The sequence below is a fragment of the Heliorestis acidaminivorans genome, assembly GCF_008933955.1.
In the GTDB taxonomy this organism is placed as follows: Bacteria; Bacillota; Desulfitobacteriia; order Heliobacteriales; family Heliobacteriaceae; genus Heliorestis; species Heliorestis acidaminivorans.
The window spans coordinates 13,038-31,209 of the sequence record NZ_WBXO01000008.1 but is presented as its reverse complement, the minus strand read 5'-3'; the positions used below and the strand labels follow the sequence as shown (position 1 = coordinate 31,209).

13 protein-coding genes and 1 riboswitch are annotated in these 18,172 nt (G+C 39.5%); of the genes, 11 read left to right on the top strand and 2 right to left on the bottom strand.

The window, feature by feature from the left end; genetic code table 11:
- Window positions 1-2: 2 nt before the first annotated feature.
- Entirely contained in the window at window positions 3-1,034 is a 1,032-nt protein-coding gene (locus tag F9B85_RS10330) for a phage tail protein (RefSeq protein WP_151620621.1), read from the top strand.
- Window positions 1,031-2,827 (top strand): hypothetical protein, encoded by a 1,797-nt coding sequence (locus F9B85_RS10325; RefSeq protein ID WP_151620619.1) that lies wholly within the window; start codon window positions 1,031-1,033, stop codon window positions 2,825-2,827. Before F9B85_RS10330 ends, F9B85_RS10325 begins: the two co-directional genes overlap by 4 nt.
- Here the strand turns inward: F9B85_RS10325 and F9B85_RS10320 are convergent.
- Window positions 2,824-3,693: a hypothetical protein gene (locus F9B85_RS10320; protein ID WP_151620617.1), complete on the bottom strand. Its 870-nt coding sequence runs from the start codon at window positions 3,691-3,693 to the stop codon at window positions 2,824-2,826. The genes F9B85_RS10325 and F9B85_RS10320 overlap by 4 nt on opposite strands.
- A gap of 91 nt (window positions 3,694-3,784) precedes the next feature.
- On the opposite strand from F9B85_RS10320, the gene F9B85_RS10315 reads away from it, so the two are divergent.
- The 8 genes from F9B85_RS10315 to F9B85_RS14805 all read left to right on the top strand — a co-directional run bounded on the left by F9B85_RS10315 (window position 3,785) and on the right by F9B85_RS14805 (window position 16,670).
- Window positions 3,785-6,559, top strand: coding sequence for an adenylate/guanylate cyclase domain-containing protein (locus tag F9B85_RS10315; RefSeq protein ID WP_151620615.1), 2,775 nt, complete (start codon window positions 3,785-3,787; stop codon window positions 6,557-6,559).
- A 13-nt stretch (window positions 6,560-6,572) separates the two neighbouring features.
- Window positions 6,573-8,000, top strand: a complete 1,428-nt coding sequence (locus F9B85_RS10310) for an MORN repeat-containing protein (protein WP_151620613.1) — start codon at window positions 6,573-6,575, stop codon at window positions 7,998-8,000.
- Complete coding sequence (locus tag F9B85_RS10305) at window positions 8,001-10,103, top strand: TolC family protein (protein ID WP_151620611.1); 2,103 nt, start codon at window positions 8,001-8,003, stop codon at window positions 10,101-10,103.
- Between the two features lie 44 nt (window positions 10,104-10,147).
- Complete coding sequence (locus F9B85_RS10300) at window positions 10,148-12,523, top strand: copper amine oxidase N-terminal domain-containing protein (protein WP_170270415.1); 2,376 nt, start codon at window positions 10,148-10,150, stop codon at window positions 12,521-12,523.
- Window positions 12,524-12,549: 26 nt separating this feature from the next.
- The gene (locus tag F9B85_RS10295; RefSeq protein ID WP_151620607.1) at window positions 12,550-13,122 is read left to right on the top strand and encodes a Pvc16 family protein; all 573 of its coding nucleotides are present in this window, start codon (window positions 12,550-12,552) and stop codon (window positions 13,120-13,122) included.
- Between the two features lie 45 nt (window positions 13,123-13,167).
- A complete protein-coding gene (locus F9B85_RS10290; protein WP_151620605.1) occupies window positions 13,168-13,965 on the top strand; it encodes a hypothetical protein in 798 nt (265 codons plus the stop codon).
- A gap of 68 nt (window positions 13,966-14,033) precedes the next feature.
- Window positions 14,034-14,420 carry a DUF4280 domain-containing protein gene (locus F9B85_RS10285; protein WP_151620603.1) on the top strand — a complete coding sequence of 129 codons (387 nt, stop codon included), beginning with the start codon at window positions 14,034-14,036 and terminating at the stop codon, window positions 14,418-14,420.
- A gap of 12 nt (window positions 14,421-14,432) precedes the next feature.
- Complete coding sequence (locus F9B85_RS14805; RefSeq protein ID WP_151620601.1) at window positions 14,433-16,670, top strand: AAA family ATPase; 2,238 nt, start codon at window positions 14,433-14,435, stop codon at window positions 16,668-16,670.
- A gap of 347 nt (window positions 16,671-17,017) precedes the next feature.
- Here the strand turns inward: F9B85_RS14805 and F9B85_RS14415 are convergent, their stop codons facing one another.
- On the bottom strand, window positions 17,018-17,179 hold the full coding sequence (locus F9B85_RS14415) for an alpha-helical endospore appendage domain-containing protein (RefSeq protein ID WP_170270413.1): 162 nt from the start codon (window positions 17,177-17,179) through the stop codon (window positions 17,018-17,020).
- Between the two features lie 270 nt (window positions 17,180-17,449).
- Here F9B85_RS14415 and F9B85_RS10275 point away from each other — a divergent pair, with 270 nt between their 5' ends.
- Window positions 17,450-17,881, top strand: coding sequence for a small multi-drug export protein (locus F9B85_RS10275; protein WP_151620599.1), 432 nt, complete (start codon window positions 17,450-17,452; stop codon window positions 17,879-17,881).
- 115 nt (window positions 17,882-17,996) lie between these two features.
- Window positions 17,997-18,081, top strand: a riboswitch (ZMP/ZTP riboswitch).
- Window positions 18,082-18,172: the final 91 nt, after the last annotated feature.

Genomic DNA, 18,172 nt, shown 5'->3' with positions numbered 1-18,172 from the left:
TGATGAAAGAAGGCAATTCCTTTGTCCTGACAATGGAACGATATTTCCGCTCCATTAGCCAAACTAAAGCCTACAGCGGAATACAAAAAGAGTCTTTTATCAGCGAAGCCCTTGACAGCATGGAAAATGATACGCTATGGCATCGCTGTAAGCTTGATGCATCGATGCCTGAAGATACAAAGCTCATCATCTCGTACTTTGCAAGCAATGAGCTTACAGCGGAACAGCAGTGGCAAGAAGAAATAATCAACGTAAAGGATTTTCTCTTGCATAAAGCTAGAGGTCGCTACTTGTGGTTACGCATTGAGTACATAAGTTATGGAAACCAAGTGCCCTCTATCAAGGATATCCAAATTGACTTTCCTATGCAGCCGCTGACTTGGAAGCTTCCAGAAATATATCAGCAAGACGAGAAGTCGGCCGATTTACTCCATCGCTTTCTTGGTATCTTTCAATCACTGATGAAGGATCTAGATGTAAAGATTCAAGATAGAGGAGAATATCTAGATTTGAAGCAAGCTGATAGAGAGTACCTTCAATGGCTTAGCCATTGGTTGGATATTCGAGAATACTACCTATGGCCTGCCGATAAACTACGTTTATTTATGGAGAAAGCTTATTCTTTGTATCGAATTAAGGGTACAAGAAGAGCTATAGAAGAAGTGACAGAGATCTACACCGGTGAAAAGCCTTGGATAGTTGAACAGCACCAGATCGCCAGACAAGAACGGAGCGAACAAGCCAAAGTTTATTCGCGGTTGTACGGCGATAACGAATACACTTTTACAGTTATAGTTAAGGAAGAAGCAGTTCCTACATCAAAGCATTACTTAGAATTGAAACGAATCATTGAAAGCTTTACACCAGCCCATGCCATCATGAACCTAGTCGTACTAAAATCATACTTTTTCCTAGACAGCTACACTTATTTAGGCATTAACTCAGTAGTATCAGGAAGCGGTCGTTTGGTTCTAGATGGTAAAGCCAGCATTCCATTTGCAAGCATGATTGAAGAACGGAGGGCCGCCGAATGAAAAACAAAACTTATTTTCCTTTTGAACGCAACCATTACTTTTATGGCAAACTGCTTACGGTACGCGACTTTGAGATGGAGCAACGTTATGGAAACAACAAGCGCAGAATTCTCAATAAAATGATTCATGGTTCTGGCGTAATTGCAGGGCTCGATGTAGTGCTCGTTGATGATCAAAGCATATCTGTAGAAGCAGGTATGGCTTTAGATGGCTTCGGTAGGGAAATCATTCTACAGGAGCCTATTATTAAGCGGTTGAAGCTGATTGATGGTTTTAATCAGGTAAAAGACTCTGCTCCAATTTACCTCTGCATGGAATATGATGAGGACTATACAGAGCCCGTCCACTCTGTTGTATCATCTCCTGGGGAAGAAGTAGATGATCGTCAATACAATAGAATCACAGAATCTTACCGTCTTTTTTTGACTGATGAACCTCTGCCTGCCGATTCCTTGATGAAGTATAGACTAGAAAAAGAAAAAATCGTGCTTTTTCAGAATCACTTATTGACTGTAGAGCAAGTCGTACCACGTTTTGTAGAAGAAGGAAAAGCACTAGAAATTGAAGTTTATATCACCAAGAGAGGAACTATCGATCCAGTAGAAGTGCGCTACCTTGCACAGTCTGCTCATTTGAAAGATGAACAAGGTCAGAACAGTATAGAAGTCTTTTTTCAAGAAAAAATCAATAAAAAAGAATGGCAAATCCAAAAAAAATACTTATTCTACGCAGAACAAGTTAAGAAAACAATCGATCAGATTTACATAGCAAAAGAAAACTTTGCAATTACCATTGGACAAGAGACTTTTACTATTGATGCAGATATTCGCCAGACCGTGCAAGTTATTGATGAACCAGTAAGGAATAGACTGCTACAAGAGTACTACAGACAAGACTTTAGTGACATTCATTCTGGTGCCGGATCTAGTGCCCTTTATCTAGCCAAACTTAACTTGATTACGTCTGGCGACCTCTATATAATTGAGTCTTTAGAAAAAATGCCCTTTCAACAATACATCTTTAATAATGAATTGTTACAATTGATGTTAGAATCTGCAGTAAAAGAAAAGCAACAAGAAAAAGAGCTTCCCGTAGAAGCCCCAACGGAAGAAATTAATGTGGTAGAATCAGCAGGACCTACCTACGAAGAGCAACTACACCAATGCTTTGCCGCTGGAACAGAGGAAATCGATATAAGGATTGATCGCAATAAAGACAAGAGGTTTTTTTCACATGAAATTGCCCACGGTCTCGGTAGTGGACCTGTAGCGATTGTTCTTGCTCTTGAAGAAACGAAAAAAAATGCCGAAGAATACGGTGAAGAGATTCTAGTCTTTGGGGACAATTCGATTTTTAACAACATTCAATATAAGACTAAGCTTCCAGAGCATCGATTAGGAGCGCAGGCTTATTCAGATAGAGGAACCTTTCGCATTGGACTGCACTTAATGGAACAGGCAAATACACCATCCCTCAAAGTGAGATGGTGGGCCTATAAACATCCAGGAATAGAGCAAAAGGAAGATAGTCTATGGGCACTAAAGCATATTCGTATTGCCATAGTGCCAGACACCATAACAGTAGCACCGAGAGAAAAAGTACATTTTGTATCTGCCATAGAAGGAACGAACAACAAAGAGTGTAGGTGGCAAGTAAAGGAAGAAAACGGTGGTACCATTGATTACAATGGTCTATACGAAGCACCGAGTACGGAAGGTGTTTTTGAAGTCATAGCCCAGAGTGTCAAATACCCACAAAAGAAAACTTCTGCTTTCGTTGTAGTCAAAGCTTAGTCACCAGCACCCTCTTCTTGCAACAAATGGATTTCTCCCAGCTGATTTATCACTGGTGGTTCTCCTACAGTTTGGACTGCATCACGCGAAATAAAGCGTGTGTAGACAACGAAAATCAATAATACCAAGACGACAGTAAAAGTTAGAGTTTTGACTTTTTGTAGCAAGGGTCGCTTCTTGTCAAACCACTTTCGTGTCTTGTCCCACCGTGAAGAAGTGTCAATTTGCCGCGCATCGATAAGTATTTCTGGAACGGACTTGTAGACCGAGCGCTCGCATTTTTCCATAATCAACTGCAATGATCGACCTTCTTTGGTATGAACTTCTTTAGAAAAGAGTTCATTAATCAAATTAGCAATACCTATGTAGACATCGTTGTGGGAAGTTGTTGAATGAAAATGGTTAGGATGCATAGCAAAGTTGAAGGAAACAGACATATCGTTTTGAACATTAATATTTTCAAAATCAACAGAGGCTAACTGAACTGAAACGGGAAGAGCCGTATAGGCAGAAAGTTTAGATAAAAGGTTTTGTACTAGGAGGACACGCTTGGCAAAGGGTAACTTGTGATGCGCCAGAAAGTCCTGAAGTGCAGAGGACTTGTTATAATGAAAGACTACATACAATTTTGAGTTTAACGAGAAAACTTCAGCAAACTCAGAAAAAGTCGAATGACGGCGTAAAGATAGCATTTCTTCAATGGTGGTACGGATGAAACTAGGGTTACATATTTCATTTATCAAATAGACTTTGCCCCTAGTTGGATCACCCGTTGCCCCATCATAGGCTAATAACACTTGCAAGTCCTTAAAAGAGCGCAATGTTCGATAGACCCTGTAGACGCGCTGGTTCGAATATAACAACATAGAAGAGACCTCCTCTTCGTCTTAAAGATATTAACAAAATTATAACTTATGTTTAGGAACATGTCAGCAAGTGCAAATGGGGTGATCCATCGTGAACAGCAAAAGCATTGTAGTCGCTACTGTTATCAGTATACTGTCCATACTTCTACTATACGGGGCCTATCATGATGAATTTTCTTTTGATACATCAGGGGCGCAAGCTCTTGTCATGTCCGATTTGCGCACTAATCATCATGTTATAGATTTTTATGTAGATCGTCATGGGAACTACTATTACCTCGACTATGAAAGATCGAATACATACTTGTATAAAGTGTCTAATGAGGGACATTTAGATCTAAAGAAAAAACTGCCCTCTCAAGTAGGTGGCTATCAACAGTTTTACACTAAAGTATTAGCCGATGATGATGAAAAGATCTATATTTCTGCAGTTGTAGTGGATAAAGATAGTCGCATCATTGACCGTGAATGGATTGCTGTATATGATCGGCAAGGCAAAGCCAAAGAGTATGTCTATGAAGTTAAGCATACAGAACCCATGAGATTTGAGAATCCCTTTTCTGCTCTAAGCGGTCGTTTAATTCAGATGCAAGTAATAGATGATCGTCTCTATGTTTTTGAACGGCAGACCAGAAATGAAATCGCATTGCTCCATATCCCTATCAAGAATAGCCAACAGAGATCGCCCCAAGAAGAAAAAACGCTTTATCTTGATGGAGCTATGTTGAGCGATATTGTGCTTACTCCTGGAAAAGACATTTATTTTCTGAATCAGCGTGCCAACTTATATCGTATCTCTTCTGACTACAGCATCAGCAATATCAATACTTCTTATCAAGGCTTTGAAAGGGTTATACCCTACAACCTTTCTATTGATGAACAAGGGCATGTCTATTTTACAGATGTCTATAATGGTTATTTTGTAAAGATTAATACAAATACATTAACGGCAGAACCTTTATATGAGTTAACTCGCTACATAGATCAAGAAAAGACCTTATCTCTCAAGGAGTTAAGAAACCTACAGATCTTTGATGGTGGACAACTTGCAGGGCACACGATCAAAGATCCTGATCAAAATGCCTTTGCTATCATCAAAGATGACCAGTCTGGTGTAATAGTTAGCCATGTAAAAATCAGCTTTATGATGGCCCTGCAAAGCTATGGAATCTGGTTAGCAGTACTAGTTCTGGCCAGCTTTATAACAGTATTTACAGTCCAGAAGCTTAGAAGTCGAATTAGTCTAGTAACAAAGCAAGTTATGCTCTTTATTCCTATTTTTCTCTTAGTTATGGGAGCTCTTGTCTTTGTATTATTGAACCAGACCAAAGATGCACGTATTGAAGGGGAATATGATAAGCTTATCAATATGGTTGAAAAAACAGCTAAGTTAATGGATGTACAAAAATTTACCACACTGAATATGCCAGAAGAGAATTTTGGCCTAGATTACAGGGAAATTATTCGTCAAGTCGATGTAAACAACGATAGTATTTACTTTGAAGCATATAAAGTTGAAGACAACCAGATTTATGTTGCAATCTCTGATAGTTATCAGAGCTATACACCCATTGAATATATCTTCAACAATGATGCTGTAAAAGTTTTTTACAATACCTTGCACGAGGGAAGCACAGGTAGAGACTCTGGCACAGACAGTCTCGGAGAATGGATATATACCGTAGCACCTATCAGAGACGATCAAGGCAAGATTGTAGGTATTTTAGAGTATGGACTTGATGCAGGAGCAATTAATGTAAATATTAAAGAAAGAGCTTGGCAATTAATTCTACTTATTACGGGAATCACAGTAGCTCTTGCCCTTGCTTATGTAGTAATGCTCAAGTATTCTTTACGCGCTTTAACAGAGCTGGAAACGAGTGTAGCTGAAGTTGCTGCAGGTCAATGGGATACCAAAGTAGATATACGAACTAAAGACGAGTTCAGAGACATTGGACAAGCTTTTAATAAAATGTCAGATCAAATTCAAGATCATATTCAGGAGATAACTCAGTTAAACAAAGCCTATGTAAAATTTGTGCCCGAAGAAATCTTTGCATTATTAGGCAAGAAAAGCGTTCTTGATGTTAATCTTGGTCAACAAGTAACGGAAGAGATGACAATTCTTTTTGTCAATATACGCAATGTAGAGAAATACACCAGTCAGATGGATGCCAAAGAAAACTATGCTTTCCTGAATCAAGTGCTTCAAATTATTACCAAGAAAGTTAATGATCACAACGGAGTAGTCGAACGGTTTGAAGGAGCAGGCGTCATTGCACTGTTCCGCAATCAAGCTGACGATGCCTTAGTATCTGCATTAAGGATTATGGATGAGATAGCTATCTATAATCAGAAGCATCAACAACAAGTTGAAATAGGAATTTCCATAACTAGTGGACCTTTATTACTTGGCATCGTGGGACATGAGAACCGAATGGCTACCACAATAATATCGGAAGGCCTAAACAACATCCATGCTCTAGAAAAGATTAGCAATAAGCTAGGGGTACAGCTTTTAGTTACCCAGTCAACGGTGAAGCAATTAAGCAATCGAGATAGCTACAGTTATCGCTACATAGGTCGTGTGAAAGATCGCAATCACTCACAAATTTTAGAAGTCTATGAATTCATGGATGGCTATGCACAAGAAATCAGGAATAGCAAGCGTATAACCAAAGAAATGTTAGAGCAAGGCATTGCTAGCTATCAAGCGGGAGAATTTGTGCAAGCTCGAAAAGAATTAATTCGTGTAATTCGAGCCGATCGAGATGACCAACTGGCCAAAACCTACTTGTTTTTGTGTGAAATGAACAACCAGCAAAAACAGCCTGATGACTGGGAAGGGGTCCTGGAATACGTCTAAAAGGTGATGACAGATGCTACGGTTATTTGAAAAAGGTATTGGCAGTTTTATAAAACAATGGACTAGTAAACTGCGTAGTAAGTTCAAAAGCCTAACCAACGTAAATAAAATGGTTAGTAAACTGCTTCGGTCTGTCCTTTCAAAAATCAAGGGCATCTTTATCATGCTACCACAATCAAAAACTGATTATTTGAAAGTAGGGCAGACTTACATTGCCAAAAAATTACTGTTGGCAGTCATCATCTTTGGACTCATCCTTCTCTTTGTCTTCAACCGTTTTATCTATCCTTGGGCAGAAGGACGTTTTTGGACGCCTGAATTTGTTGTTAACTATGATCAGCACCAGTATGCTACTTTCACGGGCAAAGCAAAACTACTTCATTCCGATAATAAAGTGCTTTACATAGGACAATTAGAAGAAGGTCGCATAAGTGGTGAAGGGACGCTCTATCATCCTGATGGATATGTAGTATATCAAGGTCAGTTTTTACAAGAACTCTATAACGGATATGGAGAGCGTTATGCAGAAGATGGCACTCTGATCTATAAAGGTAATTTTGATTCCAATATGTATAATGGCGAAGGTCAGTTGTTCAATAGAGGTTACTTACTCTATGAAGGTCAGTTCCGTGACGGCCTTTTTCATGGCGAAGGAGAAAAGTACTATATTAACGGAAAGGTATGGAAGAAAGGTACTTTTGGTGCAGGTAAGCTCCATGGAGAGGGTAAGGAATACAGCCCTAATGGAAAGCTCTTTTATCAAGGCTTCTTTATTGATGGCTTATACGATGGTTTCGGTAGAAAGTATGATTTAGATAAAAATAAAGTTGTTTATGAAGGGCATTTTCACAAAGGCCTCTATCATGGGACAGGTAAGGTCTATGATCCTGAGCGAGAGCGTCTTGTCTATGAAGGAGAATTCAGAGAAGGGCGCTATCACGGAGAAGGAAATCTGTATAACTGGAAAGGGCAACTTTTGTTTCAAGGATATTTCCATCAGGGAACAATTGATTACTTCCGGTATGTGGATGTGCCTCTTCAAGTGCTTCGAGAAGATTTTGGAGCAGAAAATGCTGTACACTTCTTTGAGCATCATTATTTGATGGACTACCCAGATTTAGACCTCTTCATATCAGTGGAAAACCCTGTAGATGACCCGCCAAAAGTTCACAAAATTATTCTTCTCGGTGAAAAGAATTTCCTCGATACTCCTATAGGAATGTCTATGGAAAAACTAGCGGAGCACTATGAAGAACAAGAGTCATCCTTCGAGTACTTTATCGATGAAGAAAAAGAAATAATTCTTCAAAAATTGCGTTTACCACTAGATATAGAAGCCTTACACAGTGTTACTTATATTGTGAACGAAGACCTCTACATTCGCTATTATGCACTCCAAAGAGAAGGTGACGTTATCTACTATGAGATAGGAGGGCTATAGATGGAAAAGAGACAGCAGAGATTCTCCAATAAACTAATCAAAATTCTATCAGCCCTACTTATCGTCACCCTTATTATGGGGAGTATGGGGCTAGAGCCAGTCATGGCGAATAGATCAACAGCAAAGCCACCGACCAAAGAACTGACCCTTCAAGAAGCGATTCATTTTTCTATAAGCAATAGCAAAGGATTGAGAGATGCGCAGACTGATCGCATCAAGAAAGTCATTGAACGACGAGAAGCAATTGAAGCAATTAGAATTGCTCGCAAAAGGGAACGGTACCCTTGGTTTACCTTATTAATGGATATCAATCTGCCAACATTAAATACCTTGCCAAGAGAAATAGAACTGCTGATGAAGATCCCTCAGATCAACTCGGACTTGCAAATACTGAGGCATAAGGAGCGCTATGAAACTCTTGTTGCTAAGCACAATGCTGAAATAGCCTACTATCAAGTTTTACTGGCTAAATATACAGTAGATCGCAAATGGAAATACATCAACGAAACTAAAGAAACACTAGAGCGGTTAAAGCAACAGCAAAAACTAGGACAAGCTGATATAAAAGATGTGCGATACTTGGAAAGTTCACTTACTAACCATCAGAAAAGCTTGAGAAAGGCTGTGCAGGATCTAGAAAAGAGCCTGAACAAACTAGAAAAACTAACTAATCTAAAGTTAGATGTGAACACCCAGTTCGAAGATGTCATTCCTAAGGCCGAAGTAGACCGCAGTCATCTAGATGCTATCATTGACCATGCCGCAAAATATGACTTTACCCTATTGGAAGCTACACAAGAGCGCCAGATTGCTCAAGCCAAAGTTGTAGAACTTATACAAGTTTATGAAAATCGTTGGGGTGGAATTGTACGACCTATGACTAGGTATGTACAAAGTCAAATTGGACAGCAAGCAGAAAAACTAGATGCATCCATAGATTATGACGATTTCATTGACAACTATTACCACCCGGCCCTTGATCGAATAGAAGAGCCCTGGCGAGGAAATTTCACTCTAAAAATTCTCTTTGTTACAATTAAGATTCCTAAGGAATGGTTCAAGCTAGGCACAATAGCGGAACGCTATTTTGACGATGAAAAATATGCCTTATTCAACGCATTGATTGAACGAGAGAAAGCTATTGAAAAAGAAAAAGATATTCGCGAACTTCTTATCGAACAAGTAAAAGACACCTATTTTACTTTGAAGCAGATGGAAGCAAGCAACGATGAAGCCGTACAGAATTTAATACGTATGGAGCGCAATTATCAGCTTAGTCAGAGAGAGAACAAGCTAGGTTTGCTCGGTTTCCAGGAGCTTCATTCTGAAAAGATGAACTTTTATGACCAAGAAGATAGCCGTTATGAAGCCTTACTTGACTATGGACAAACAATTGCTATGTTCAACTTATACAGCAGTGGTTACCTTGATTTACTTTCTGGCGATTTCCGTAATGTAGATTTAGACGATGGCGACTCATGGATCATCGATGGAGATGGTGAGGCAGTCTGGTACATAGAAACGTTACTTACTGACTACAAGTTCACCTTTGGCATTCGACTTCCAGATCATGTACGAGCCACCCATTATGAACTTTACACGGCAAATCATGTGCAAATAGGCGAGAGAACAGAGAAAAACGAAACAATCAGTCACCTGCCCTTGAGCTATGAAGATAACACCATGCTCTATGTCAAGTTATATCAAGACGATCAAGTACGCTATGTAGCTGAACTAGACGGCATGGGCATCACCGGTCCTTTGTTACTAAAGGGTGCAAGTGAAGAAACCTTAGAAGAAGAAAAAGAAGTGCCTATAGGCACCTGGCAAGTGACACAAGAGAATCTTTACAAAAGTGTCTTTGACATAATCATTGAGCAAGACTTATTCTGGGATGAGTTTTCCTTACATTATGCAGATGCTAATCAGACTCAGATCGGCAACGAGCGTTATAGTGCAGGAACAAGTATTAGTCATTTACCAAATGTTTTTGCTGAACCAGAAAAGTTACTTGTCAAACTGTACTTGAATGGGAATGTAGTCAATCAATTGACCTTGCAGGAAACATCGAAAGAGGCAGGCTTACTAATAGCTCCCGAATAACCAATTTATGATTAAGCTAGATGGTCGGGAAGGAGAGAGGATGCATGAACAGGTTGCCTGAAAGACCTTTCAACAAAAAATTCACCGCCGGGATAGTTATATCCCTATTAATTAGCCTGCTAACTTTCATGTCAGGGTATGGTCAATTATTGCAAGCGGAAGCTAATCAACGTCCTTCAGCTCGAGAAATACCTGATAAAACATTAATTATAGGCACGCACTTGATTGCTTTTGAGGCTCTTAACCAAGAGATCTTAGACCTTGCTCTGCGCAGTGTGGACGAATTGATGAAAAAAGATGATGAGATTGTTCAGGACAAAGTTTTTTACAAGTCTGACTTAAATCGAGGTGTTTGGTATGACATTACCAACGCTACATCACTAGTTGATATCACTGTATCATCTCGCAACGCAGTTGCTGATTCTGTAATTGATGGCTTGGTGCTTACACACTGGACAAAGCGTGACGGTATTACCATAGAACTAGGTACAGGCAAGCAAGTAAGTTTGCAAGAAATTGACTCACCAGCTAACCCTGAAATGTTATCAGAATTGGATCTCTTGAAGATGGTTAAAGAGATTCAAGAAGGCAAACTCAAAGCACTACTTGAAGAGCTAGCAAAGAACGGTGGCGACAGCGGCAGAGATCTGGATAAGCAAATAGAAGATACGAAAGCAAAAATTGCTCTATTGGACAAGATTTTTCAACCTGTCGAAGACAGCTTTATTGATGAGATGAACAAATTGCTTGACGGCTATGATGCCATAATTCAGCAATTAATCAATCAGAAAACCTCCTCAGACCGTTTAATTAACATGACTGCAGAACAAAAAGCTATAGCAAGAGCTGAACGAGATGCCTTTATTTTTGATAAGCTTATAGAAAGAATCAATGAAGCGACGGAAATTGCTAGCATGCTAGAAGATGGAGAATTCCTTAGTAGACTAGGAACGACTCTTAATGAACTTCATCAAGCATTAATAAAAGCAGAAGCTAGGTCTGACAGAGCTAAACCTGACCAAGTCTTAGACAAAATGGCCGACGAATTCAGTCAAGAAATGCGCAAATCAGCGGCATCAGGTAATGTAAATAAGGCAATAGAAGATTTACTGAAAGTCCTAGCCATAGATAGTCTTTATAACAATCGTATACTAGATAAGGAACTAGAATTAAAGATTATAGGCTTAGCGATGGAGCAAGTGAGCTCCTCTCTTCAAGGACAAGGTACAGCTAAGGTACTTCGAGAAATGGAAGACTTGCTTAAGTTCTACCAGCTTCGTGTTGATCCTGAAGCATATGCCAAAATGCTAGAAGACTGGCTTAACAAACTACGTGCTATGCAAGGCTCTGATCAGGTTAGAGATAGCATAGACAAATATGCAAAAGAACTAGCTAGGCTCAAAGCAGAAGCTTCTCCAGAAGTAGCCAAGTCAATGAGTGATTTGGAGCGTTTAAGCAACTTAATGGCTACTTTACAAGAGCAGTATTTTACTGCGGCTGAACGAGGAGATTCTGTAGCCTTGCAACAGATCAAAGATCAGCTAGACTCAGCCAACTCACTACTACAGGCACGACAAGATCAAGCTGCCCAAGATTACAAAAACTTGCTAGAACGTCAGAATAGCTTAGCCAATCGCCTAGCAGGAGCAACTAACGCTAATGATAAAAAACTTATTCAAGATGAACTAGACCAACTTATGGTACAAATGGCAGGACTCGAGAACATACTTGATGGCAAGAATCTAATAGGCTTGCAAAACTTAGATCAGTTAAAGCAGGATCTGAAAAACGCTTTATCTCGCGATGACATGACAACTGCAGATAAAGTTGCCCAAGGTTTAGTAGATTTACTATCAGTGCTACCTGATAACTTGATGAGCAATCAACAAAAGCAAAGCGAATTGGAACAGGCTCTTGAGCAAGTTAAGGCAAAAGCCAATCAGTATGTTGAAAGAGCTATGAATGGTGCGGCTGACAACATGACGGCTCTCGCTCAAAATATAGAACAACTAGCCTCAGACAGAGGAGTAGGAACAAGTAGAACAACAGTACAACCTCCCCTGCTTCCTAGACCCTACACGCTTGTTTTCGAAGACTTAGGAGTTAGGCTAAGAGAACCTATTATTGAGCGTAACAAAACGAAATACGTAGAAGCTAGACCTATATTCGAAGCCCTAGGTTCACAGATTCTGTGGCAAGAAGAACGTCAACGTATTGTAATTCAAGATCGTCGTTACACGATGCTACTTGAATATGCAGTTAACAGTGACATAGTTTATGTGAACAATCGAAGAATGCGCTTGCAAGAACCGATCGAAAGCATCTATGGCCGTACATGGATTCCGCTGGAAGTTATTCTTGACGCCTATCGAATGACATCAGAGACAGGCAATGAAACTATCTATGCTCGTTCACGGTAAAGCATGAGAAAGGAAGGCCTGCCTAGATGGATAGCTATGAACTGCTGGCCGATGTGAGCCGAACGCTATTAGAACTATTAAGAAAGAAAATGACCCCTGAACCTGTGGCCAAGGAAGAACAGATTGGACTTTGCCCACCTAACGACTCCGGCAACTATATCCTAGGGCTACACATGTATAACATTGAAGAAAAAAAGAACCTAGGCAGTCAACGCTTACTTAATGTTCGACCTGGCTTACAACAAGATCCTCCTACACCTTTTTTGCTCTACTATATGCTTACCGTTTACTCCAAAACAGAACAAGCTAATCGCGCAATTGATGAACAAAGGATACTAGGACGTGCTATTCAAGTCTTAAACGATAACTCAAAATTAAGTAGCTCCGATCTCTTAGGATCTCTGCAAAATAGTAACTCCACATTAGACATAACAGCCTTACCGCTTACGATGGACGATAAAGCAAAAATATGGTCTCTCTACAACCAGCCTTATCAGTTGTCTATGTATTACGTTGTAGGTCCCGTTTATCTAGCTTCTGATAACTATCGAAATACAAGACCTGTCGTTGAGTTTCAGGTTGACCTGCAAAAAAAGTAGCCAGCAACATACTGGCTACTTTCTCTATAGAAAGAAGGTATTACAATGGTTAGCAATACTGTAACACCTCTTAGTAGATTCAAAGAACAAGCATCAGTCATCTTTTATCTCACTGATGATCACACAGGCAATGCTATTACCAATGGGCTAATAAAAACAGAAATGGCGATCCCTTTGTCCTATGTCAACAAAAAAAACGGTTATTATGTCTTTACCAATCTTCAGAAAAAAGTCAATACAAAGTATCTCTGCTTTACAATAGAGGCAGAACCTTATGTTCCAGTAGAAATAGAAGTGGACCTGACTTCAGAAGCACCAGCACTTTTTCATATCAATATGTATCACAAACCTAATAGCAATGAGATCAAAGGGCTGACCAGTATTGAAGTAGTCGTAAAAGAGCAAAAACAGCTACTAGTTAAAGAGGCTATAGGGCTTGCTGTAAAAAGCTCTACAACTTCATTAAGACTAGTAGAAGATGTAACAACGGGGCAAGAGATAATAAAACTGTACAGTAAGCAAAGCTATCGATTAGAAGGAAAGTCCTGGTTAATTGAAGCTGAAGATGGTCAACTGGAGTCTTTTCAGATTAAAACCTATGAAGCAAAAGAAAATCACTATAGTCTAGAAAAGCCTCTACATAATCAATACACAGCAGGCGCTCTTGTCTATCCCCTCTGGCGTCTTCGTACAGACGAGCAAGCTAGAGTAGTTTTGCCTCTTCCTAGAGTGGGCAGGGGAGAAGAGACGGTAGAACTACTTTTATTCTATAAAGAACATAGAAGTAAGCTTTCTCTTAAGATAGAGGAAGGAAAAAAAGTTCAAGCCACCTTTGTCTTATGAAGCATTATAGACTTGTCCCCTAATGCAGTATTTAGATCCTAATGCATTAGTAGAAAGGATGGTTCACTCTGGCTATTCTCGTCTGCGGAGGCGCTCTCTGTCAGTGTTCTTTTGGCACAGCACCATCGTCACTTCAGATTCCTCCTATGAACAAAGTAATGACTACACAGGCTATAGCCAATATCATGGATAACAAACCCATGGTCAATGTCATGCCTTTTGGCATGTGTATTTCTATGGCTAATCCTCAAGTAGCGGCGGCAACAGCGGCGGCCTTAGGTGTACTGACACCACAACCATGTATGCCTGTGATCAGCGCCCCTTGGATGCCAGGTTCACCAACCGTACTGGTAGGTAATCAACCAGCTTTGAATAATAGTTCAAAGCTTATGTGTAACTGGGCAGGTATTATCCAAATTACTCAACCAGGACAAGCAAAAATAATGGTACCATAGGAAGGTGCGAGCATGCTGACCATTGTCAGAAAAAGCATGGATAAAGACGAGGCCCTAAAAGCTTATAATGATAACTATGAATATATTCAGGACTGGATCGCTTATATCGAGTTTACAATTACCTTTCACTTAAAGCACATCGTGAAAATAGATCAAATTAATGAGCATAAGCTAGATAGATTTAAAGGCTTACTTATTGGACGGGACGAAATGATCCGCTTGCTCGAAGGGATGAACCTTGAATCAGAGACCAGCAAGAAGGAACAAGAAAAAATAAATTTCTATGATAGCTGTGAAATGATTGAAAACTATCTTGAAGAAAGAGCAGTCGTAACAACTAAAGCAGGAGTTTTTTTACCCTTTGCTTATATGAGTCATATGCTCGAACTATCAGCCTTCGAAAAGTATGTAGTAATGCTCAGTTTTTTGCGTCACCTAGATAAAAAATACGAAAAAATCTTTGGCTACTTACAAGACGATGTGACACGTAAGTCACCTACTGCTGATCTAGCTATAAAACTCTATCTGCCAGGAGAGGCAGGTCTTCGAGTAACTGTATTGATTCAACGAATGGAAGAGAAGCTCTTTCGCTATTTCTTTTTAGAAAACCAAGAAAGCTCCCACAGCTTAGAGCGCGAGTTGTTACTAGACCAAGATCTCTTCTATTTTATTTTAGATATAAAAGGTCTGCGCGATAGTAGCAATAAGAGAATTAAGCTCTTTTTCCCAGGTGTTCAAGTAGAACCTTTGTTGATTCAACAACAGTGGCAAGATCAGTTAGTAAGAGTACTTCAAGACAGTCAAGGACCATTAGCATGCTTTATTCAAGGACCACCAGGCAGTGGGAAAAAACTGCATGTCAAAAGCGCAGGTAATCAGCTTAAGCGAACTGTTATTTTTATAGAAACACGCAACATACTTAATCTTGATGGTACGCTCAATAACAGACAATTGAATCAAGCGCTTCGTGAGGCTTTGCTTCATGATGCCATTTTATGCTTGACTGACTTTGAAGAATTACTTGATCTCTTAGCAAATCCTGATTCCACAGGTCTATCAACGATGGACAGGCTAATGACAGAATTGCTAGAAGAACTACAGGGAAGAGTAGAAACCTTGCTGATACTATCGACTAAGCCTTGGTCTTACTCTAATCGTAAAAGCAACTTCCAATGGGCAGTATTAGAGATCAATTTGCCTAATAGAATAGAGCGCAAAATCTTATGGGAGAACATAGCTTATAATTTGCCTTTAGCAGAAGAAATAGAGCTATATGAAGTAGCCAACAAATTCAACTTAACAGCAGGACAAATAGCAGATGCTTGCCAGGAGGCCAGTCGCTTGACCTACTGGCAAGGAGAGGAAGTAATTAGCAGACAAAAGCTCTATCAGGCTTGTTATAAACAAGTTAGTCACAAACTGAACGAGAAAGCCTCGCTCGTCTTTGCTCGCTATACAATGGACGATCTTATTTTGCCAGAAGCCCAGAAAAAGACGTTGAACCAAGTCTGCAATCATGTTAAATATCGTCATGTAGTCTTAGACGAATGGGGATTTGACAAAAAACTTCCCTATGGCAAGGGATTGAGCATGTTATTCTGTGGCCCACCAGGCACAGGAAAAACGATGGCCGCTCAGGTCATAGCTCACGAGCTAGGGTTAGAAATGTATAAAATCGATCTGTCACAAATTGTATCTAAATACATAGGTGAAACAGAAAAAAACTTGCAAGAAATGTTTGAAGAAGCTAAGAAAAGCAATGCTATTTTATTTTTTGATGAATGTGACGCCCTTTTTGGTAAACGTACAGAAGTTAAAGACGCTCGTGATCGCTATGCCAACTTAGAGACTTCTTACTTATTACAAAAAATTGAAGAATTTGAAGGAGTTAGTATACTAGCTACTAACTTTATAAACAATATAGATGATGCTTTTATGAGACGAATTCACTATGTGCTACATTTTCCTTTTCCTGATGAGAAATCGCGTGAAATGATTTGGCGCTACGTCTTTCCTGAGAAGACTCCCCTTTCTAAGCAGATCGATTACGCTTTCTTGGCTAAGCAATTCGAATTTTCTGGAGGGCGGATTAAGAACATTGCTGTTAACTCAGCCTTTCTAGCAGCGGCAGAAGGAAAAGAGGTGTCGATGAGTCAGCTCATAAGGGCAACGAAAGATGAACTAACTAAGCAAGGTAAAGTAGTAGTAAGCAGTGACTTCGGAGAATACGGATATCTCTTACGAAGCTAAAATAAGATTGGAAATCGGTTCTTTCGGAGAGTTAGCTATTGATATAATGCTAACTGCAACTGATCGACCTTAAAGAGAGGATCGAAAACAGGAGGGTTAAGCCAAGCAGTAGACATATATTAACCTCCCTTAAGGAGTTTCTTCTGTTGTTATTAAAGTTCGACAGCCCTCTATAATTGGTGATTTATTCCACAGAACAATTTAGCTAAGAATGACGTATCATAGATGAACTGAAAAAGAGAAAGATATATCGCTGTGGACTAGTAACTAGTAGAAAGGGGAGCAGATAATGTCTATGCTCGGAACTGGTTCTCAAGATAAAGACTTGTCGACCGCTCAAGCCTTAGCTAATCTTCTTGAGTAACAGAACCGATCTTTACAGCATGTTGTACTTTTTCTGCTTCTGCTTTAATTAGTTGGGCTAATGCTTTTTCTTCAAGAGCAATGGACGCTATAATAACATTTAAAGCTTCCTCTCTTGTCCGCTTAGGCATCGTAGGTAGAGACATTTTCTTTCCCTCCTTATCGATGATATATGCCAAAAGAGACAAGCCAATGAGCTTCTTTTTCTAGTAAAAGGAAGCTTTTTTTCCTCTGCTTTTATCTATGACTTACATAGGAAATAATAGCATTCCTGAAAAAAGAATCAAGAAAAGCGAGTAATTCTTGAGAATTCTATTCATTATGCTATATAATATTGCTAAGTGCCTGAGAGGGATTAAGAAATATTCTTGCAGACCTTGTTTAGATATTGAATGGTGTAAAAGAGGTTAGCATCTATGGAGTATATCATACTTTGTATTACTGCTTGGTTTTTAGGTTTCGCACCTACACTAGGCATTTACGTGGCTGTTCCGAGCACATTGCTCATGGGTCTCGATCCTGTTTCTACTATTATATGGGCTGGCATCGGCAACTTCCTACCAATACCACTGTTGGTATACTTCTATGATCAATTTATTAAAGTGCAGTGGATCAAAAATCGTTTAGAAGCATTAAAGAGTCATCGCTTCCGCAAACAGGTAAAAGAATATGGGGCTTATATGGTTTTAGTTACGACTCCTTTCATCGGTACTTGGGTTATTGGGGTGCTAGCTCGAGCTTTTGGCATGGGAAAAACAAAGCTTTTTGCATCTTCTGCTATTAGCATCTTAGCCTACAGCATTGTTTTTGCTATTCTGACCCAAATGGGTGTAGACTTTCTAAAATGATAAAAAGTGCAGAAACCTTACCAGTAGTGGTAAGGTTTCCTACATATTTAAGCACCTTGACAGTTATGACTGATGAAGCGTATAATTTCTATATACAAATAGTGAACAATTTAATAAGTAGTCGCATGACTGGCGGAAGTGGAGTTTACCACAGGGAGTGTGACTTTTTCCATTAATAGCCGACCGCCTGGGCAAGAAACGTCCAGGCGGTTTTATATTTTTAAAACCTTACACAAAGCCTGGACAAAGAAATCTTAGAAAAATGCAATAACAATATTGTACATTCTCTCT

Excerpts from the sequence above, each read along its gene's own strand:
- F9B85_RS10330 (WP_151620621.1), top strand. The coding sequence starts at position 3 with ATGAAAGAAGGCAATTCCTTTGTCCTGACAATGGAACGATATTTCCGC.
- F9B85_RS10325 (WP_151620619.1), top strand. The coding sequence starts at position 1,031 with ATGAAAAACAAAACTTATTTTCCTTTTGAACGCAACCATTACTTTTAT.
- F9B85_RS10320 (WP_151620617.1), bottom strand. The coding sequence starts at position 3,693 with ATGTTGTTATATTCGAACCAGCGCGTCTACAGGGTCTATCGAACATTG.
- F9B85_RS10310 (WP_151620613.1), top strand. The coding sequence starts at position 6,573 with ATGCTACGGTTATTTGAAAAAGGTATTGGCAGTTTTATAAAACAATGG.
- F9B85_RS10305 (WP_151620611.1), top strand. The coding sequence starts at position 8,001 with ATGGAAAAGAGACAGCAGAGATTCTCCAATAAACTAATCAAAATTCTA.
- F9B85_RS10300 (WP_170270415.1), top strand. The coding sequence starts at position 10,148 with ATGAACAGGTTGCCTGAAAGACCTTTCAACAAAAAATTCACCGCCGGG.
- F9B85_RS10295 (WP_151620607.1), top strand. The coding sequence starts at position 12,550 with ATGGATAGCTATGAACTGCTGGCCGATGTGAGCCGAACGCTATTAGAA.
- F9B85_RS10290 (WP_151620605.1), top strand. The coding sequence starts at position 13,168 with ATGGTTAGCAATACTGTAACACCTCTTAGTAGATTCAAAGAACAAGCA.
- F9B85_RS14805 (WP_151620601.1), top strand. The coding sequence starts at position 14,433 with ATGCTGACCATTGTCAGAAAAAGCATGGATAAAGACGAGGCCCTAAAA.
- F9B85_RS14415 (WP_170270413.1), bottom strand. The coding sequence starts at position 17,179 with ATGTCTCTACCTACGATGCCTAAGCGGACAAGAGAGGAAGCTTTAAAT.
- F9B85_RS10275 (WP_151620599.1), top strand. The coding sequence starts at position 17,450 with ATGGAGTATATCATACTTTGTATTACTGCTTGGTTTTTAGGTTTCGCA.